The sequence below is a fragment of the Flavobacteriaceae bacterium HL-DH10 genome, assembly GCA_031826515.1.
Lineage (GTDB): Bacteria > Bacteroidota > Bacteroidia > Flavobacteriales > Flavobacteriaceae > Thalassobellus > Thalassobellus suaedae.
This window is the reverse complement of sequence record CP134536.1, coordinates 3,125,708-3,144,310: the sequence shown is the minus strand read 5'-3', so window position 1 is coordinate 3,144,310 and position 18,603 is coordinate 3,125,708. Positions and strand designations below refer to the sequence as shown.

The following is an 18,603-nucleotide window of genomic DNA, read 5'->3' as shown; positions in this document are numbered from 1 at the left end:
CTATGTTTTTGTTAAGATAATGTTCTCAAAAAGACAATAGATATAATCAAGGGAGATTAAGTGAATACTTAAAAAGACTAACACCTATAATATGAAAGCATAAGGTTAAACATATTATAATGGGAAAACAAACAACTCTAAATCCCACCAAGTAGCCCTTAATTTAACTAGTCTTATGCTCCAATGACATTTGCATTATAAATACATATAATATTAATAGAAAAATCCAGTTCAATAGAACTGGATTTTTACATTTTTTATAACTGTTAATATTTAGAAACTAACAATTTCTCCGTTGTAACAAGCCGTATAAATAGCTTTCAACTCTTCTAAAGTTGGTTTTCTAGGATTAAAACCTGTACAAGGATCTGCCAAAGCATTTTTGGTCATGTAATCTAAGTTTTTATCCCAATCTTCTTGAGAAATTCCAAACTCCTTAATCGCTGATTGATTGTTTACTTCTGCTCTTAATGTTTCAACTGCTACCGCTAAATCTTCTGCAGTTTCTTTACCAATAATTTTAGCTAAATCCGGAAAACGCTCAGAATCTTTTGCATTATAACGAATTACATTTGGCAAGAAAATAGCATTAGTTGCCCCGTGAGGAACTCCATAAAGCGCTCCAACTTGGTGAGATAAAGAGTGTACAATACCTAACCACGCATTGTTAAAGGCTAAACCTCCCATAAACGATGCATCGTGCATGTTTTGACGTGCTTTAAGGTTGTCTGGATTATTTACTGCTTCTTTTAAATTGTTAAATACAATTTCTAATCCCCCTTTTGCTAATGCATCTGCATAGTTATCATCAATATTTGATACGTAAGCCTCAACACAGTGTGTTAATGCGTCTAACCCTGTATTAGATGTTACGTGTGCTGGCATAGTTGAACAAATTTCACCATCTACAATAGCAATATCAGGTGTTAATTCGTAAGAAACGATAGGATATTTAACACCTTTCTCACGATCGGTAATTACTGCTAAACCTGTCGTTTCTGTTCCTGTTCCACTTGTAGAAGGGATAGCTACAAATTTAGCCTTATTTCTTAAGGTTGGAACTGAGAACGGTTTAGTCATAGCATCAAAATCTGCATCTGGGTGCTCGTAAAATACCCACATCATTTTAGCTGCATCGATAGCAGAACATCCACCAACACCAACAATCCAATCTGGCTGAAACGTTTTCATGACTTCAGCTCCTTTTAGACATGTAGCTGATGACGGATCTTCTTCTACACCTTCAAAAACTTCAGTTTCTAGACCAGCTTCCTTTAAGTAAGCAACCGTTTTGTTTAAAACTCCACTTTTTCTCATTGAACTTCCACCAGTTACAATAACGGCCTTTTGTCCTTTAATATTTTTTAATTCTTCCAGGGTACCAACACCGTGAAAAACTTCACTTGCTATAAATAATTTACTCATCTTGTATGTTTTTTAGATGAGACAAAACTAGACAAGGGAAAGAGGGTTTTGATTATAAAAACTGTCCTAATACTTATAAATTTTGGACAACGATTCTTTTAACTCACTTGGTGTCTCTTTTAACTTAGCATAAACAAACTTATTTAATGCCGAAGGCGAATCGAAACCTAGATCGTATGCAATTTCTTTATGGTTTTTACTTGAGAATATAAGCTGCCTCTTAATTTCGGTAAGAATACGTTCGTGAATAATAGTTAGTGCAGTATTACCCGTTTTACTTTTACATATCCCGTTTAGCTTTTTAGACGTAATCTGAAGTTGATCCTTATAGTAAGTTACTGTTCGCTTTGACTTGTAATTTTCTTCTATAAGCGTTTTAAAACGTGCAAATACATCTAATTGACCTGGAGCTTGAAACCCATTTGTTTTTTGATGTGCTGCTTCTATTATTTCAAGCAGCATGATTTTTATATAAAACCGAATCTGCTCTTTCTTGATTGGTGATAGGTTTTTAAACAAATCGAGAATTTGAACCGCATAATGATTTATTTTATAAAAGGTATCGGCGTCTAAAACCACATGATTTAATTTATTCATTAAATCATTACTATAGGAAATGAGCTCGTTTTTCAATAAATCTGAACAAAATAATACCTCATCAAATTGTACCACTATACCTTTGGCTTTAGCTGACAGTTCGAATGCATTTATCTGATGAGGAAAAACCACTGAAATCTGATTATTCAATAACTGTAAACTTTCGTGTTCAATATGCTGGTTTACTTTCCCTTCTTGTAATAAAATGACCTGAAAATAATCATTTCTATGTAATTTTTCTTCCTTTTTTACGGCATCATCTTCCAAACTGTAAACAGTGAAAGAAAGGCATGGTGATTTCTTTTGATCAAAAAATTCTTTTAAGGTATAATTCGCAATTTCCATCGGCATCCAAAAATTTGAGATGGCAAATGTATGGATAAAACTACCAATTGTCATTTCTTAAAGTAAATAGAATGAATAGATAGTTACATAGCATTTTGAATAACAATTTTCTTAAATTTCATAAGATTTATTTTGATTTACTTTCCATAGAGCTATCACTATTACCTTCTTTTTCTTGCTTGGTGTTTTTACAACAATATTCATATTTATTGAGACATCTAAAAAGTACTACGAATGAGTCTGGATATATTGTTATACAAAATTGAATGTTATTATTTTGCTATCAAAAAAAGGTATAGTGGTTACGACTTAGGATGTGGATCTAAACCTTTTGTAAAAAATAAAAACACAGGAAATGGAACAAAATAACAAATATTGAGTTCCTATTAAGTGGACTTAATTCCTGATTTACTTAAAATATAGTGCTTCTTTTCAGGGTTCCAAAATAGAAAAATGGAGTGGAGCTTTTCGCGGAACACAAGGAAATGTGTTAAAATGGCATTTAAAGCCAAAAAATTAAATGATTTAATAGAGTGTATAAATACTACTTCAGTATATATAATGTATAGAAAAATGTTGTGTACAGCACAAATTTAAAGGTTCTAACTCTTATTAAACTTCAACGTAAATTAATTTTAAGCTATAACATATTTCATAACTAGACCTTTTTTTTTTTATAATTCAGGAATGATAGAAAACGAATATTCATATACTTTGTTTGCGTAATACATATAAGATTTATGTGGTTTTGCTCCCCAACTATTATCACCTCCAATACCCATCATTTTATGATCTATATGAACTTCAACAAAATCACCTTCTTTTAAATCAATGGGTGTTAATAATAGTTTTTTAGTTCCTGAATCCAAATCGTTAGTACTATAATGCAATGCATTAAATTCAAAAGGTATTTTATTGGCTTCTATTTTAAAACCTAAACCAACTTGATTTGTAATTGATAACCATCTAGCTTCTGTTTTATGTCCATTCTCTTGAGGTCTGCCATAAGGTACAAATTGATTAGTGATTTTTGATTGATAAACACCAATAAAAGATGCTGTATTTCTGTCTATATAATTTTCCCAAGGTCCTCGAGCATAATACTTTAAATTGTCAAAATCTCTTGGCATTCTAAAAACCATACCAATACGAGGTATTTCTGGTAAACCTGTTTTAGTTGCTTCAAATTTATAATTCACATCTATGTTTCCATGACTATAAATCGTATAAACCATACTTATATAACCATCTATGGTTGGTAATTTAAGATTTGTGCTAATTTTTATTTCAGATTCTGATACTTTTTCCATGCTTACTGCTTCTGTTATGGCAGTATTCATTACAGATTTCCATACTTCGCAACGTGTTGGCATACCGTTGCCAAAATCATTATCAGTTGGAGAACGCCAAAACGTTGGTAACAATGGCGAGGTAATCATTTCGTAATTATTAATTTTATAAGACGTTATAGCTCCTGATTTTTTAGACACCTGCATTAAAAAATTACTACCTGAAATAGTTATCTCATTTAAATTATCTTTTAGAATAATTTCGCTAGATGCTTTTGAACTCACTTTAACAACTTCGTTATAAGTTCCTAAAGCAAATTGTTCTGAAGCCACTATATGTCCAAAAGGAATTATTTCAGTTTCATTATTTTGTATTGCATAAACATTTATAAAATATTCACTTTCTTTTTTCCTATTAAAATCTTTTATGTTTAAGCTGAATTCTTTTTCTGCTTGCGGTAAAACTCCTAAAGGTTTAAAGACGCCTGTTTGCATGATTTCACCATCTTCAATTAGATTCCAACGCACTAAATAAGCGTCTAAGTTATTAAAAAACAATTCGTTTTTTATATTTATTTGTCCTTCAGAAATTCCTGTTGCACTAAATCTAACATTTTGATATACTTTTTTAACCTCATACAAGCCAGGATGTGGCGTCATATCTGTAGCTACTAGACCATTGAAACAAAAATTATCATCATTTTTAACTCCTTTCGGTTCAAAAAATCCACCATATGCCCAAAACTTATCACCTTTAGCGTTATATTTTGTTAAGCCCTGATCCATCCAATCCCAAATAAAACCACCTTGAAGTTGTCGGTTTTCGCGCACTAAATCCCAATATTCTTTAAAATTACCATTACTATTCCCCATAGCATGTGAATATTCACACCAAATAAACGGACGCTCTGTATCAATTCCAATCCACTTTTCAACCCAACTGTTTGGGGCATACATATTAGGTACTATATCGGTATGCCTTTCGTTAACCGTTGTTTGTCTTTCTGCTCGCTCATAATGCACTGGTCTATCTGTATCTCTTTTATGAATGGCTTTGTATCCTGCTAAAAAATTATGTCCATCTCCAGCTTCATTTCCCATACTCCAAACAATAATAGATGGATGATTTTTATCACGCTCAACCATATTCAACATTCGAGCTACATGCCCCTCTTTCCATTCGGATTTATCGGCTAGGGTTTTATTGATATCATAACCTATACCATGTGATTCAATATTAGCTTCATCATATAAATACAAACCATATTTATCACATAATTTATACCAAAGCGGATCATTTGGGTAATGACTAGTACGTACTGCATTTATATTAAATTGTTTCATCATTCTAATATCTGCTAGCATATCTTTTTCGTTTACAACATGACCATAATCAGGGTTATGTTCATGACGATTTACCCCTTTTAAAAGAATAGGTTTACCATTAACTAATAATTGTCCCCCTCTAATTTCAGTCGTTCTAAACCCTATTTTAATTGAAGTCGCTTCAATAGTTTTTCCTGAGTTATCACTTATAAATAATAGTAATGTATATAAATACGGATTTTCTGCAGACCAAGAGTGTATATTAGGAATATTGCCATTGAATATCAAATTTTCAGAACTTAAACTCTTTACACTAAATAAGGACTCATCAGTTAACACCTGTTGTTCTTGAGCATCTAAAATCTTATATTGTAATTTTAAATGTGATGCTTTTATATTAGAAGTGTTTTTTATGTCTACCGATAATTTAAAGACACCATGTTCATAGCTTGAATCGAGTAATGCTTTTGCAAAGAAATCTCTAATGTGAATTTTAGGTCTTGCAAAAAGAAAAACATCTCTTTGAATGCCAGATAATCTCCAGAAATCCTGATCCTCAATATAGCTACCATCTGTAAATTGAAAAACTTTGACCGCTAGTTTATTTTTACCCTTTTTTAAATAGGGAGAGATATTGAATTCTGCTGGTAATTTTGAATCTTGGTTATATCCTACTTTTTCTCCATTTATCCATAAATAATACCCCGACTTTACTGCGCCTAATTGAATGTAAACATTACGATTTAACCATCCATCGTCAACAAAAAACTCTGTAATATAAGCACCTACTGAATTTTCTGAATCTTTTATAAAAGGAGGATTTATTGTGTTAAAGGCATAACCCGCATTTACATAATGAGGAAACCCGTAACCGTACATTTCCCAATTGCTAGGTACTGGTATATTATCCCAGTTGCTAGCATCAAACCCTAGCTTAAAAAAGTCTTTAGGTGTTTCTGTAGAATTATTTGTGTAATTAAATTTCCACTTTCCATTTAAACATTTTATAAAAGCTTCTTTTTTCGGATTATCAACTTTTGCTTTTTCAATAGTTGAATAAGAATAAAAAGAAGCACGTGATTGCTCTTTATTTTTCTCAAATATGTTTGGGTTTTCCCAATCGTTTTGACTAAAACTATTTTGAATTAAAATAAGAATACTAAAAAATAAAAATACGTTTTTCATAGAATATTTAATTATACAATTCTTTTTAAGAATCTTAAATATAAAATTTGACCACCCTTAGGTCAAATAACTAATAAAAAGATTACAGCAAATTAAAATACAAAACTTTCTTTTTTAATATTAAAAAAGAAAGTTTTGGCATAAAAATATATGTTATCTCATTATTATTAAAGTTAATTATTAACTCATAATGATACTATATTACCATATTCATCATGACTATTATCATTTTAATCAAAATTTGATTTTTTAAATTTAAGGTTAGCATTTATTTAGTGTATTTATCTATAATCTAATAATTACGGTATTATAGGGTATAGATAGTTGTACAATACAACAGTATATTTAAGTTAGAAAAAAACACTGTTTTGCAATTATGTAGAAGAGTAATTTTTAAGAAGATATGGTTTAGCAACTATTTTATTAATTATAATGAATAAAGACATTTTTCTAAATAATTATCAAAAAAAATAATTTACTTATTTATTTTTCACATATTTTTAGCATAAAACCAATAACACATGTATTTCTTTAAATAATTCACATATTAGTTGTAAAAATATAATCAAGAAGAGTAAATCCTGATTTTGAGTTCTGAAATAAAAACACGTAATACAGTTATATAGTGTAAATAAAATTCTTATCGAATTAAAGTTGTTTTATGCATTCAAGCAATTAGTTAAATATAAATATGATGTTTGTATTAATTTATAAAAAACAAATGAATACAAACATTAATAAAATTTAAAGACCCTAACTTCTATATTTAAATATCCTTAACATAATCGACACATAACGGTTATATCTTACCAAATTTGAACAAAAACTTATACATATGTGTGTTTTATTCAAATTTATATGAAAAATTCACAAACAAGTTAATATAGTATCACTTTCTGCTAATTATATTTAATTAATAAAATATTAACATTCTAATTTTACCAAACGTCAATTCCTTTCTTTTTAAAAACAAAACCATCTCATTAAAGATGTGATTGTTATATTTTTTTTTAAAGATAGTTGCTTAGTAAGCAAGCAAAAAATATTTGGTTAACTACTAAATTTAAAGTTAACGATTTATTAATTTTTTTCAGAAACATTAATCCTAAAATAAAAACAAAAAAATGATAATCAATGAAACACAAATAACTCAATTTTTAAAACCAATAAACAATAACAATTAAAAGTAAAATGGTCTAACAAACCTTGAAAAACCAAATTTTATGAAAAAAATCAACTTTATCCCTTGTAGAGGAGTTCCAAGTAAATCCAGTTTACTTCGTTACAGAATAATGTTTGTTTTCATGTTTATTTTCAGCGTTGCAACTTATGCGCAAAGACAAAATATAACAGGAACAGTAATAGATTCTGAAGGCGTACCAGTATTTGGTGCAACGATTTTGGTTAAAGGATCCACCGGTAGAGGTGCATCTTCAGATTTCGACGGAAAATTTACTGTTTCAGCATCGAGCGATGAAACCTTAGTATTCTCTTTTGTGGGTTTTAAAACACAAGAGATTCCTATTAATGGGAAAACAGAAATTAATGTATCATTGGTTCCAAGTCAAGAAGTTCTAGAAGACATTGTTATTGTTGCTTTTGGTAAAGCTCAAAAACAAGAATCAGTGGTAGGTGCTGTTTCCAAAATATCAGGAGAAAAACTTATGTCAGTTAGAATGGGTAGTAGTGTAGAAAACAGTCTACAAGGTAGATTACCTGGTTTAACGGTTATTCAAACCGACCCTACTCCGGGTGAGGAAGCTTTAGGAGGTTACTATGCAGCATCACCTATACAAATGTCTATTCGTGGCAACTCTTCAATGGGAAATAACACTCCTTTATTTATTGTAGATGGTGTAGAAAGAACATTCTCAAACATAGATGCTAATGATATTGAATCTATTTCGATTCTTAAAGACGCCTCTGCTACAGCTGTTTATGGTGTTAAAGGCGCAAATGGCGTTATTATTGTCACAACTAAAAGAGGTAGAAGAGGTGCTCTGGAATTAGATTTTTCTAGCAGTGTTTCTGTAAAAACAGCAGCTATACTTCCAGAATATATGAATGCTTATGAAACTATGAAGCTTAGAAATGAAGCTTGGGCCAATGACGGCAAATGGGATCTTTTAGTATCAGATGAAGTACTCGAGCATTATAGGACTCAGGATCTTCCTTATTTATATTCTAATACAGACTGGATGGATTATTATTTTGAACCAGGTTTCGATCAAACATACAATCTTAATGCTAGAGGTGGTAACAATTTCGTTCAATATTATGCTTCTGTAGGTTTTCTTAAAGAAGGCGATATTTGGTCTGTAGGAGATCAATTCCCTTACGATTATGACAAACAAAATGCACATTACGGAAGTACACGTTACAATTTTAAAAACAATCTTGACTTTAATATTTCTAAAACAACAAAATTAACTATTAATTTAGGTGGTAATGTTAAAGCATGGGGCAAACCAGAAGATACGTTTACGCAACCAATTTGGTATGAACCTGTAACTTCAATGCCTTTTTACCCTGCAGATGCTTTAGAGCAGTATCCAGATAATGTAATACCTTATAACCAAACAGGACCAAGACCATATATTAATCCCGCACAAGGTGAAGTTGAAATGAACTGGTTAGGAGCTCAAGGTTTTAATAGATTTAAAGCGAATGAGCTTAATGTTGATCTTCAGTTCGACCAAAAGCTTGATTTTATCACAAAAGGCTTATCTACAAATGTATTGTACTCTTATAACTCTAACGTAATTTATCAAAAAAATTATTGGTTACCTCAGTATTTTGGATACTATCTTAATCGAGATACTCAAGAATGGTCTAGATTTGATAATTATGGAGGTCTAGATTTAGATACACCTCAACCAACATTACAGGTAAATGGTTCTGAAAACATTTTTAAAGGCTGGAGAAGTCAATATTTTCAATTCAATTTAGCATATAATCGTTCTTTTGGTAAACATAATGTATCAGGATTGGGGTTAATTAGCCGTAGAAAATCAGTTGGAGATCAATTATACTTTTTCCCAAGTTTTGAAGAAAACTGGGTAGGTAATTTAAATTATAATTACGACGATCGCTTTTTCTTAGAAACGAGTGTAGCACATTCTGGATCTGAAAAATTTGCACCAGGACTTCGTTTTGGTACGTTTCCTGCAGCAGCTGGTGGATGGGTTATTTCTAACGAAAAGTTTTTTAAAAACTTGAAAGAATCTATCAATATGTTAAAAATCAAGTATTCTTATGGTATTGTAGGTAACTCTGCAGGTATAGACAGATGGCTATATCTTTCTGAATTTACTCAAGGTGGAGGTACTTCATTTGGATATCCACAACAAGGTTATGGATATATAAACGAAGGTCGTCTTCCAATACTAGATGCTACATGGGAACGTGTATATAAACAAAACTTAGGTTTTGAATTTGCTTTCTTAAATAACCTTTTTACGCTTAATATTGATTTGTTTGATGAACGAAGAGAAGATATGCTTCAAACAAGACAAAGAGTTCCTTCTTATGCGGGAGTTCCAGATATTCAAGCAAATATAGGATCTTCTAAAAGTCACGGTTTCGAAGTAGAATTAGGGTTTAATAAAGCGTTTAAAGACGGTTCCTATATCATGTTCTCAGGTAATGTATCTGCTTCAGAAAACAGAATGGTATATTATGATGAATCAGACAATATTCCTTTCAACTTAAAAGCAGAAGGAAAACCTGTTGATATCGCAAGAAGAATGGGGTCCTATACACCTGCAACAGGTATTGTAACTCAAGGTTTTTATCAAAGTTTCGACGATTTATTTTTGTACCCTAAAGTTGGAGGTGGAAACCCAATTGTTGGAGATTTTAAATTTCTAGATTTTAATGGAGATGGTTCTATTGATGGTCAAGACCGCGTGGTTGCAGAAAGCCCTTCAATACCTAACCTAACATGGAATGGTACTTTAAGTGGTGGTTATAAAAACTTATCGTTAGAATTAAACTTCTATGGTATTAGTAGTGTACAAACACCAATGAGACAAGGTGGTTTATTTTACTTATATCCTTTCACAGAAAATAAAGATAATGCTTATACAGCGCATGCAAATCACTGGACACCAACAAATACTAATCCAGAGTTTCCTGCTGTTCATGCCGAAGCTAGTAAGCAATATAATTATCAAATTAGCGACTTTTCAATGGTTGAAGGCCAGTATATACGATTAAGAAGTGCTAACATTCGTTATGCTATTCAATCTAAAGCTATTAAAAAAGCGGTTGGTATTTCAAGCTTAGAATTTGGTTTAATAGGAACCAATTTATGGACTTGGAGAAAACGTAAATGGGGTGGTGATCCTGAAGGATCGAATTTTGGAGTTGATTTTGGAGCCTATCCACAAATGAAAAGATACACCTTAGAACTTCGTGCAAAATTCTAATAAAAAAATCAGAAACATGAAAAGAGCAATAAATTATTTATCAATTATATTAGGTTTCTCTGCATTAATCAGTCTTACTGGTTGTGAAGATTATCTAGATAAGGTAGCAGATTCTGCAGGTATACCCGAGGAAGACTTGCTTCAGGACTACTTCAAGTTTAGACAGTATGAAGATGGTATGTATAAGCATTTGCAAAATTACCTTAGCGCTGGTGATTATAGCTATATTGCTGCATTAAGCGATGAAGGCTATGTGAATTCAATTAACTGGGAAACCATGCCAATTGCACAAGGAGGAGATTGGTTAAGATCTTACGACACAGGGCAAGCTCTACAGTTTTACGGTGTTTGGAATGCATGGTCTAGTATACGTATTGCAAATAAAACACTAGAGTATCTTCCTAAATTAGAAGGTGCAACACAAGGAGAATTAGACGAATTAAAAGGTCAGGCACATTTTATGAGAGCTTGGTATTATTACGAAATGCTTAAGCGCCAAGGAGGAATGCCATATATTACGAATTCTTTTAATGCCTCAGATGATTTTGAATTACCTAGGCTTTCTTACCACGAAACAGCATTAAAAATTGCTGCAGACTGCGATTCTGCTGCTGTGCTATTACCTCAAAGGTGGGACATTCAAAACTTAGGTAGACCGGAAAAAGGAGCAGCTATGGCGGTTAAAGCGTCTGCTCTTTTATTTAGCGCTAGTCCAAGCAATAATCCTTCAAATGATGCCGCTAAATGGAAACTTGCTGCCCAAGCATCATGGGATTTGTTATCTGAATTAGGTCCTTTTGGCAACAATAGATACAAACTAATACAATCTAAAGGAACAGATAAAGTAACATACAAAATCCCATCAGGAGGAGTTGAGACTATAGAATATGCTGCAAGTTTTGATAGTATTTTTATGTACCAACCTTATCACGATGAAATTATTTGGGAAAACTATGCTGCCCTAAATGGTGCAGGTGGTGCATATCGTGTATTAACAACTACAAGTATTGAAAGCAAAAATGTAACACAAGGATTTACACCTTCTGCAACATTTGTAGATAGATTTGAAACAGTAAATGGTTTATCTATTAAAGACGACCCTAGTTTTGATCCACAAAATCCATTTGTTGGAAGAGACCCAAGATTTTACCATTCTATTCTTTTTAATGGTGAAAGATGGACCAGTTTAACCGATAAATATTTAGAATTGTATAAAGGTGGAGCAGAAAGAAACAGTCAACCAGGAGATGCTCATTTAGGTTATATGGCTAGAAAATTCTGGGGTAAAAATGTAGACCAATGGTCTGGAGCTGCGGCACCATTTACACATGTTATTTATTTTAGATTATCTGATATTCTTTTACAGTACGCAGAGGCAGCTAATGAACTTGACGGACCTAACTATAAACTTCCTGGAGCTACTATAAGTGCTGTTGAGGCAGTAAACATTGTTAGAGATCGTGTTAAAATGCCTCCAGTAAACACGTCTTACTTAGCTTCTAAAGAAATGTTTAGAACGCGTATTAAAAACGAAAGAGCTGTAGAGCTTTATTTAGAAGGAAAACGCTTTTTTGACTTATCTAGGTGGGGTGATGCTAGCAAACTAGAATACAAACAATATTTTGAAGATAATTTCACAGAAGATCCTGCTTCACCTACTGGTTATATAATAGAAAGAGCTTCAGAACCATATTTTACAAGAACATTCGATCAAAAACATTACAAATGGCCTATTCCTTTACAGGACGCTTTAATGTTCGAATCGTTTAAACAAAATCCAGGATGGTAAAATTATTATTAACACGAAAAAAGAAAACAATTATGTATAGAAAAATCTTAAACATGTTAATGTTTTTTGCAACCATCGGGATATTCTGTTCTACATCTTTACAAGCGCAAGAGAGCGACGCCGTTTCTCAAGTTACTGGTAAGATTATGGATAGTGATGGACACCCTATCTCAAATGTTCTTGTTAAGTCATTTGAAGCAAAAGACAAGAGTATCACGAATAAAGCAGGTGTTTTTTCAATTGAAGTAGCTTCAGAAAAAGATCAGCTTACTATTGACGAAGACGGATACATATTTAAAGTTATAGAAATAATAGAAGGAGAATTAACAGAACCCAATATTACAATACTAAATATGGGGAATTTAGAAAATAATGTAAGGCTACCTTTTCAAACTTTTTCTAATAACAGAAGTGTTTCTTCTACTTATACTATAACAGGGGACGAACTCGCATCATACCCGGCAGGTACATTTCTAGAAACACTAGCGGGAAGAATTCCTGGTTTACAAATTAATCTATTTAGAAATAACCCCACAGAACAAGGTGCTTCTGCTTCATTAAGAGGTCAAGGAGTATCATTTTATATTGATGGTATTATAAGAGACCCGTCAGATCTTACGGTTTATGAAATTGAAACAATTCAGGTTATAAAAGATTTATCTGGATTAGCTGCCTTAGGCTTATCAAGTACAAACCCAGTAATGTGGATAACTACAAAAACAGGTGAAAAGTTCAAAAAAAATGTATCGATATCTACCGAAAGTGGTTTTAGTTCACCTACTGCAAAGCCTGAATATTTAGATTCTTATAACTATGCAACATTATATAACGAAGCTTTAGTGAATGATGGTTTATCACCATTATACTCATCTACGGCATTAGCTGCCTACCAAAACGGATCAAACCCTTTATACTATCCTAATATAGATTACTATAACGATTATGTTAAAAAAGCATCAACATTTAGCAGAGCAAATCTTAATTTTAGTGGTGGAGATGAAAAAGTTAACTATTTTTCACTTTTAGACTTTGTTCAAACCAAAGGGTTAGAAAAAATTGGTGATGATACATCATCTAATCGTTTTAAAGTTAGAGGTGGTGTAAATATCAAATTAACCGAAAAAATCCAATTTAATGTTAATTTATCTGGTACCTATCAAGAATTAGACAATCCAGGACAAAATGGTAATTTTGATTTATTTAGTTATATTGCTGGAACACCTGCAAATGCCCACGCTATAGCATATGATAGTAAATATATAGTAAGTAATGATTTTAATTCAAATATTGAAAACAACTTACTATATAGTGGCTACTCAGAAGGTGTTAATCTTAATTCCCAAAACTCTGCATCGTTATTATTAGATTTAGATTCATTATTAGACGGTCTTACCTTTACAGGAACAGCTGCTTTCGATATTTATAGTAATGTTCGTAATGGAAAAGGAGGTAGTGCAGAACTTTACAGGTTATTACCTAATAACGAATTAGAAAGAACTCAGGAAGAAATAATTGAACCTAACCTAGGTCCTCTTGGAGATAATTTTACAAGGAGTACCACAGCACTGTTAAGTTTAAATTATGACAAAACCTTTGGTAAACATGCATTAACAATGAATGCTTCTTATTATTCTGGACTTGTTGAAACACGAAGATTTGCAAACTACCAACCTGTAAAAAAACAAGATTTTAGTTATAGATCAAATTACGCTTATGATGACAAATATGTTTTACAACTTGATTTAGCGTATTCAGGAAGTATGAAGTTACCTGACGGTAACCGATACAAAGTCTATCCAACCGCAGGTGCTGCTTGGATTGCCAGCAACGAATCGTTCTTAAAAGATAGTAAATTTGTAAATTATTTAAAATTCTTTGGTTCGTATGGCGTCGTTGGCAATGAAAATTTTAATACATTTTTTGCTGATTCTTCTGGAAATGCTACATATAATTCATACTATTTAGGCACAACACTTTGGCAAAATGTTGGTGGATGGCAATCTGGTATTGAAGGGAACAGAGGTAACGGTGTTAATGTTTATGCTATCCAACAAGAAGGTAGCACAAATTACGAGCTTCCTAAAATGAGTTATTTAAACATTGGCCTACAAGGTGAATTGTTAAATAAAACCTTAGCATTCGAGGCTAATTACTATGCCCGCAGAAACTATAACCAAATATCTCAAAGAAGTTCTTTAACACCATCACTTTTTGGCACGGGAAGCTTCCTGCCACTTAGTAATTATGGAGAGACCAAACAATGGGGACTTGAAGGCTACCTGCAGTTTAAAAATAGTATTGGTGACCTAAAATATAGCTTTGGTGGAAACATCATGTATAACAGATCTAAATATGTAGATGTAGATGAACCTGAAGCACTTGATGATTATAGAAAATTAGCTGGTACCGATACTGATTTGTACAGAACTTATGCAGCTGAAGGTTTATACCAATCTGAAAGTGAAATTTCTTCTAGAGGTGTTACTCAAAGTTGGGGTGATGTGCAACCAGGTGATATAAGATATCAAGATTACAATAATGATGGTGTAGTTGATGAAAAAGATATACACATTACAGGAGACCATGCACCAAGAATCTATTACGGCGCAAACCTGAACTTAAAATATAAAGGTTTTGGACTTTATATTGTTGGTCAAGGTATCGCAGATGGTGTAAGATCTTTAAATACTAGTTATTTCAATGGAAGTAATCCAAGGGCTAATTACTCAGAAGTTCTATTAAACAGATATCCTGTAACTAATGATATCCCAAGGCTAACGACGCTATCTCAAAACAATTACCAAAGCTCTACATTTTGGCTAGAGAGTGCTGCTTATTTTAGTATTAAGAACATAGAACTTAGTTACACGATGCCTAAAGCTGCCGGTACTAATTTTATATTACCTAACTTAAAATTCTTTGTTAGAGGAAAAAACATAGCATCTTTCTCCAAATTATCTAAATACAATTTAGATCCAGAAAGTATAAGTGCAGGTGTAAATAGTTTTCCAATATATAGAACCTTTACTTTAGGGGTATCATGCAAATTTTAATCAATAACAACAAGATTATGAAACATAAAATATATTATTATTTAATTTTCGGTATCTTCTTGACCTCTTGTCAGATTGATCCCCTTCCAATACAGGATCAAACAACAGAAGATCTTTGGAGCCACTCAACCTATGGTGAAGGCATCTTAGCAAACGCTTATGCGGGTTTAAATACTAGCTACCCTATAACGATGGATTATTATACTGACAACGCCGTCCCTTCACAACCTGGCAGTAATTCACTAGCGCTAGGTAGCTGGAATGTAGAAAGTAGCCCTATTGGAAACTGGGGATATACTTACGATAAAATTAAGTATCTTAATTTATACATCGAAAATGGTGCAGATTTAATTTACAGTGTATCAGACAAATATAGAGACTCCATACTTAAATCGAATAGATTAGGAGAAGCCTATTTTTTAAAAGCTTTTTATCAAGCCGAATTGTTGAAAAACTATGCGGGCAAGCCTGAAGCGGGTGGATCTGAAGTTCTTGGCTTTCCTATTGTTACAAAAGCATTAGAGCAAGGCGACGACTTAGACCTTCCAAGAAACACCTATGAAGAATGCGTTGCTCAAATTGTGCAAGATTGCGATGCTGCAATTGCTATACTGCCTTTAAAGTATGACGGTGGCGCCGATGTATTTACTGGTTTAAACAATAGAGGAAGAGCTTCTGGGTTAGCTGCTATGGCGTTAAAAGCTAGAGTGTATTTAAATGCGGCGAGTCCTGCTTATGGACCTTCTACACAAGCCTTATGGGAACGCGCTGCTACTGCTGCCGCCGAGGCTATTGATGCGTCTGGCGGATTAACAGATTTGACACCTTACAATAACTTTAACGATGCTACAAGTTTTGATAACATTTGGATACAACCAACATATCAAGGTCGTGGTTTAGAAAGCAATTACTACCCTCCTTCTCTTTTTGGTAGTGGACAGTGTAATCCTTCTCAAAATTTAGTAAATATTTTTCCAACTGCCGATGGGTATCCTATTGAAACAAGTGCTTTATATAATGCAGAAGACCCTTATTCAAATCGAGATGAACGGTTTTACAGATTCATTTTCTTTAATGGTGATGTCTATAATGGTACCTCTATAAAAACATATATTGGTGGTGCAGATGCTCCTGGTGGTTTAACCCAACAAGGAACTCGAACTGGATATTATATGAAAAAGCTATTGAGCAAAACGGTAAAATTAGATCCTAGTAATACTGTAAATGATATTAAATTTTATGTATATCTTGGTAAAACTGAGCTTTATCTTAATTTTGCTGAAGCAGCTAACGAAGCATATGGTCCAGATGGTAATGCTTTAGGGTACTCTGCCTCAGATGTTATGGCAAAAATTAGAATGCGCGCTGGTATAGATTCAAACGCTGGTACTCCAGAATATGAAGACCAATACATGCTTGACCAAGAAAGTGCTGGAACAGAAGCATTCAGAGATTTTATCCAAAACAATAGACGTATTGAATTATGCTTTGAAGGCTTTAGGTTTTGGGATATTCGTAGATGGAATAAAGCACTTAACCATGCTATAGAAGGTGTTGAAATAACACGTGATTTGGTAAATGGGGATGATTATAACTACGTTAATGTAGAAAACCATACATATCAAGATTACATGATATATGCACCGTTGCCATACTCACAAACATTGATTATGAGTAATCTTAAACAAAATGCGGGCTGGTAACCCATTTAATTGAAAAAGATTTAACAAATGAAACATATGAAAAAAATATTAATATTTTTAGTATTACTTAGCGTTTTAACAAGCTGCTATGATGAATTTAGACTGGATAATGAGTTTTCTTCGGTAGCTTTTTCGAGTGCAGATGGTGGCTCTAATGAAACAGGAGTCTTATGGAGAACGGTAGTTAAAGGAGAAGGTTTAAAACTGGATGCCGGTATTTATTTAGCCGGTATCCTGGATAATAAAAATGAAAGATGGGCTGAATACCAATTGGATCCAAGCCTACTTAGTGGCACAGATTACACGATGCTACCTGCAAATTACTACAGTTTAAGTAATTCAAGCAGATTCATTATTCCAGCTGGAGAAACTGTAGGTAAAGTATCGATTGTTTTAGATTCAATTCAATTTTTAAACGATCCACTAACAACAAAAATGAATTATGCGATTCCTTTTAAATTAATTGAAACTTCAGAGGATAGTATATTGAGTACTCAAAAAACTCAAATACTTGTTTTAAAGTACATTAATAAGCAAGAAGGTTTTTATAATCAAAATGGTGATTTTGAAACGGTTGCTCCAGGTGGAGAGACTTTAAATAGCGGTAATATTAGTAACGTACTAAAAGGCAGTACCATATACTTAGATTCACTTGAAATGAATGGTTTAATGAATTTAATAGGTGATAATTATAAAATGAAATTGCATGTAAACGCAGATAATTCGGTTTCATTAGAATATAGTCCAAACCTAGAGGTAGACAATTCTCCAAAAAACATAGCCTTAGATGCCACAGTAACTTCCTCATATGTTGCACCTTGGAATAGTGAAAATGCTGTAAAAAGCGGTACTGATCCTGCAAGCTCTGCTTTTACAGATCAAATATTAGCTTGGGGTAACTATGGCGCTCCTTCTGGACCTGCTGCTGAGAATTGGATTGAGTATGATTTTGGCTCAACATTTTCTATAACTATGTCTGAAGTGTATTGGGCAGCAGATGGTGGTGGAGTTGTATTTCCTAATAAATCTTATCTTGAATATTGGGATTTAGATTTAGGTGAATGGAAAATACTTTACAACAATAACGTTGTTAATGGCGTGGCTGTATCAGAAGCAGATTATGGTGTTATCGACACAGGTAATGACCCTGATAAATATAACGTTACCAGTTTTGATAAAATTGATACAAATAAAATTCGCATTTATGCAACGCCTCCAGCTGAATTTATAGGTATTCACGAATGGAGAGTTTGGGGTATTCCTGCGCCAGTAGGTTACGAAAGTTCTCCTATAGCAAGTATTGTAGAGAATGGTACTAACACTTACGATCCTGCTACAGGAACCTTTAATTTAAACTATACAGTAAACTACGCTTTTGAAGAATACACAACAAATGTTTCGACAGAAATGGTTTGGAGAAATAGAATTAGAGATGGTGTAAATGAGTGGAGGCCTTAATTT

The 18,603-nt window shown here is 32.8% G+C and carries 8 protein-coding genes; 5 read left to right on the top strand and 3 right to left on the bottom strand.

The window, feature by feature from the left end:
• Positions 1 to 273: 273 nt before the first annotated feature.
• From RHP49_13400 to RHP49_13390, 3 genes are all read right to left on the bottom strand, one after another.
• The gene (locus RHP49_13400; GenBank protein WNH11890.1) at positions 274 to 1,425 is read right to left on the bottom strand and encodes an iron-containing alcohol dehydrogenase; all 1,152 of its coding nucleotides are present in this window, start codon (positions 1,423 to 1,425) and stop codon (positions 274 to 276) included.
• Positions 1,426 to 1,491: 66 nt separating this feature from the next.
• Positions 1,492 to 2,421 (bottom strand): helix-turn-helix domain-containing protein, encoded by a 930-nt coding sequence (locus RHP49_13395; GenBank protein ID WNH11889.1) that lies wholly within the window; start codon positions 2,419 to 2,421, stop codon positions 1,492 to 1,494.
• A gap of 620 nt (positions 2,422 to 3,041) precedes the next feature.
• On the bottom strand, positions 3,042 to 6,167 hold the full coding sequence (locus RHP49_13390) for a glycoside hydrolase family 2 TIM barrel-domain containing protein (protein ID WNH11888.1): 3,126 nt from the start codon (positions 6,165 to 6,167) through the stop codon (positions 3,042 to 3,044).
• Positions 6,168 to 7,390: 1,223 nt separating this feature from the next.
• On the opposite strand from RHP49_13390, the gene RHP49_13385 reads away from it, so the two are divergent.
• The 5 genes from RHP49_13385 to RHP49_13365 are packed head-to-tail and all read left to right on the top strand — an operon-like array spanning position 7,391 to position 18,600.
• Complete coding sequence (locus RHP49_13385) at positions 7,391 to 10,597, top strand: TonB-dependent receptor (protein WNH11887.1); 3,207 nt, start codon at positions 7,391 to 7,393, stop codon at positions 10,595 to 10,597.
• 16 nt (positions 10,598 to 10,613) lie between these two features.
• Positions 10,614 to 12,386 carry a RagB/SusD family nutrient uptake outer membrane protein gene (locus RHP49_13380; GenBank protein WNH11886.1) on the top strand — a complete coding sequence of 591 codons (1,773 nt, stop codon included), beginning with the start codon at positions 10,614 to 10,616 and terminating at the stop codon, positions 12,384 to 12,386.
• A gap of 32 nt (positions 12,387 to 12,418) precedes the next feature.
• Positions 12,419 to 15,439 (top strand): SusC/RagA family TonB-linked outer membrane protein, encoded by a 3,021-nt coding sequence (locus RHP49_13375; protein WNH11885.1) that lies wholly within the window; start codon positions 12,419 to 12,421, stop codon positions 15,437 to 15,439.
• 17 nt (positions 15,440 to 15,456) lie between these two features.
• Positions 15,457 to 17,142, top strand: a complete 1,686-nt coding sequence (locus RHP49_13370) for a RagB/SusD family nutrient uptake outer membrane protein (GenBank protein WNH11884.1) — start codon at positions 15,457 to 15,459, stop codon at positions 17,140 to 17,142.
• A gap of 36 nt (positions 17,143 to 17,178) precedes the next feature.
• Positions 17,179 to 18,600, top strand: coding sequence for a DUF1735 domain-containing protein (locus RHP49_13365; GenBank protein WNH11883.1), 1,422 nt, complete (start codon positions 17,179 to 17,181; stop codon positions 18,598 to 18,600).
• The last annotated feature ends 3 nt before the right edge of the window (positions 18,601 to 18,603 follow it).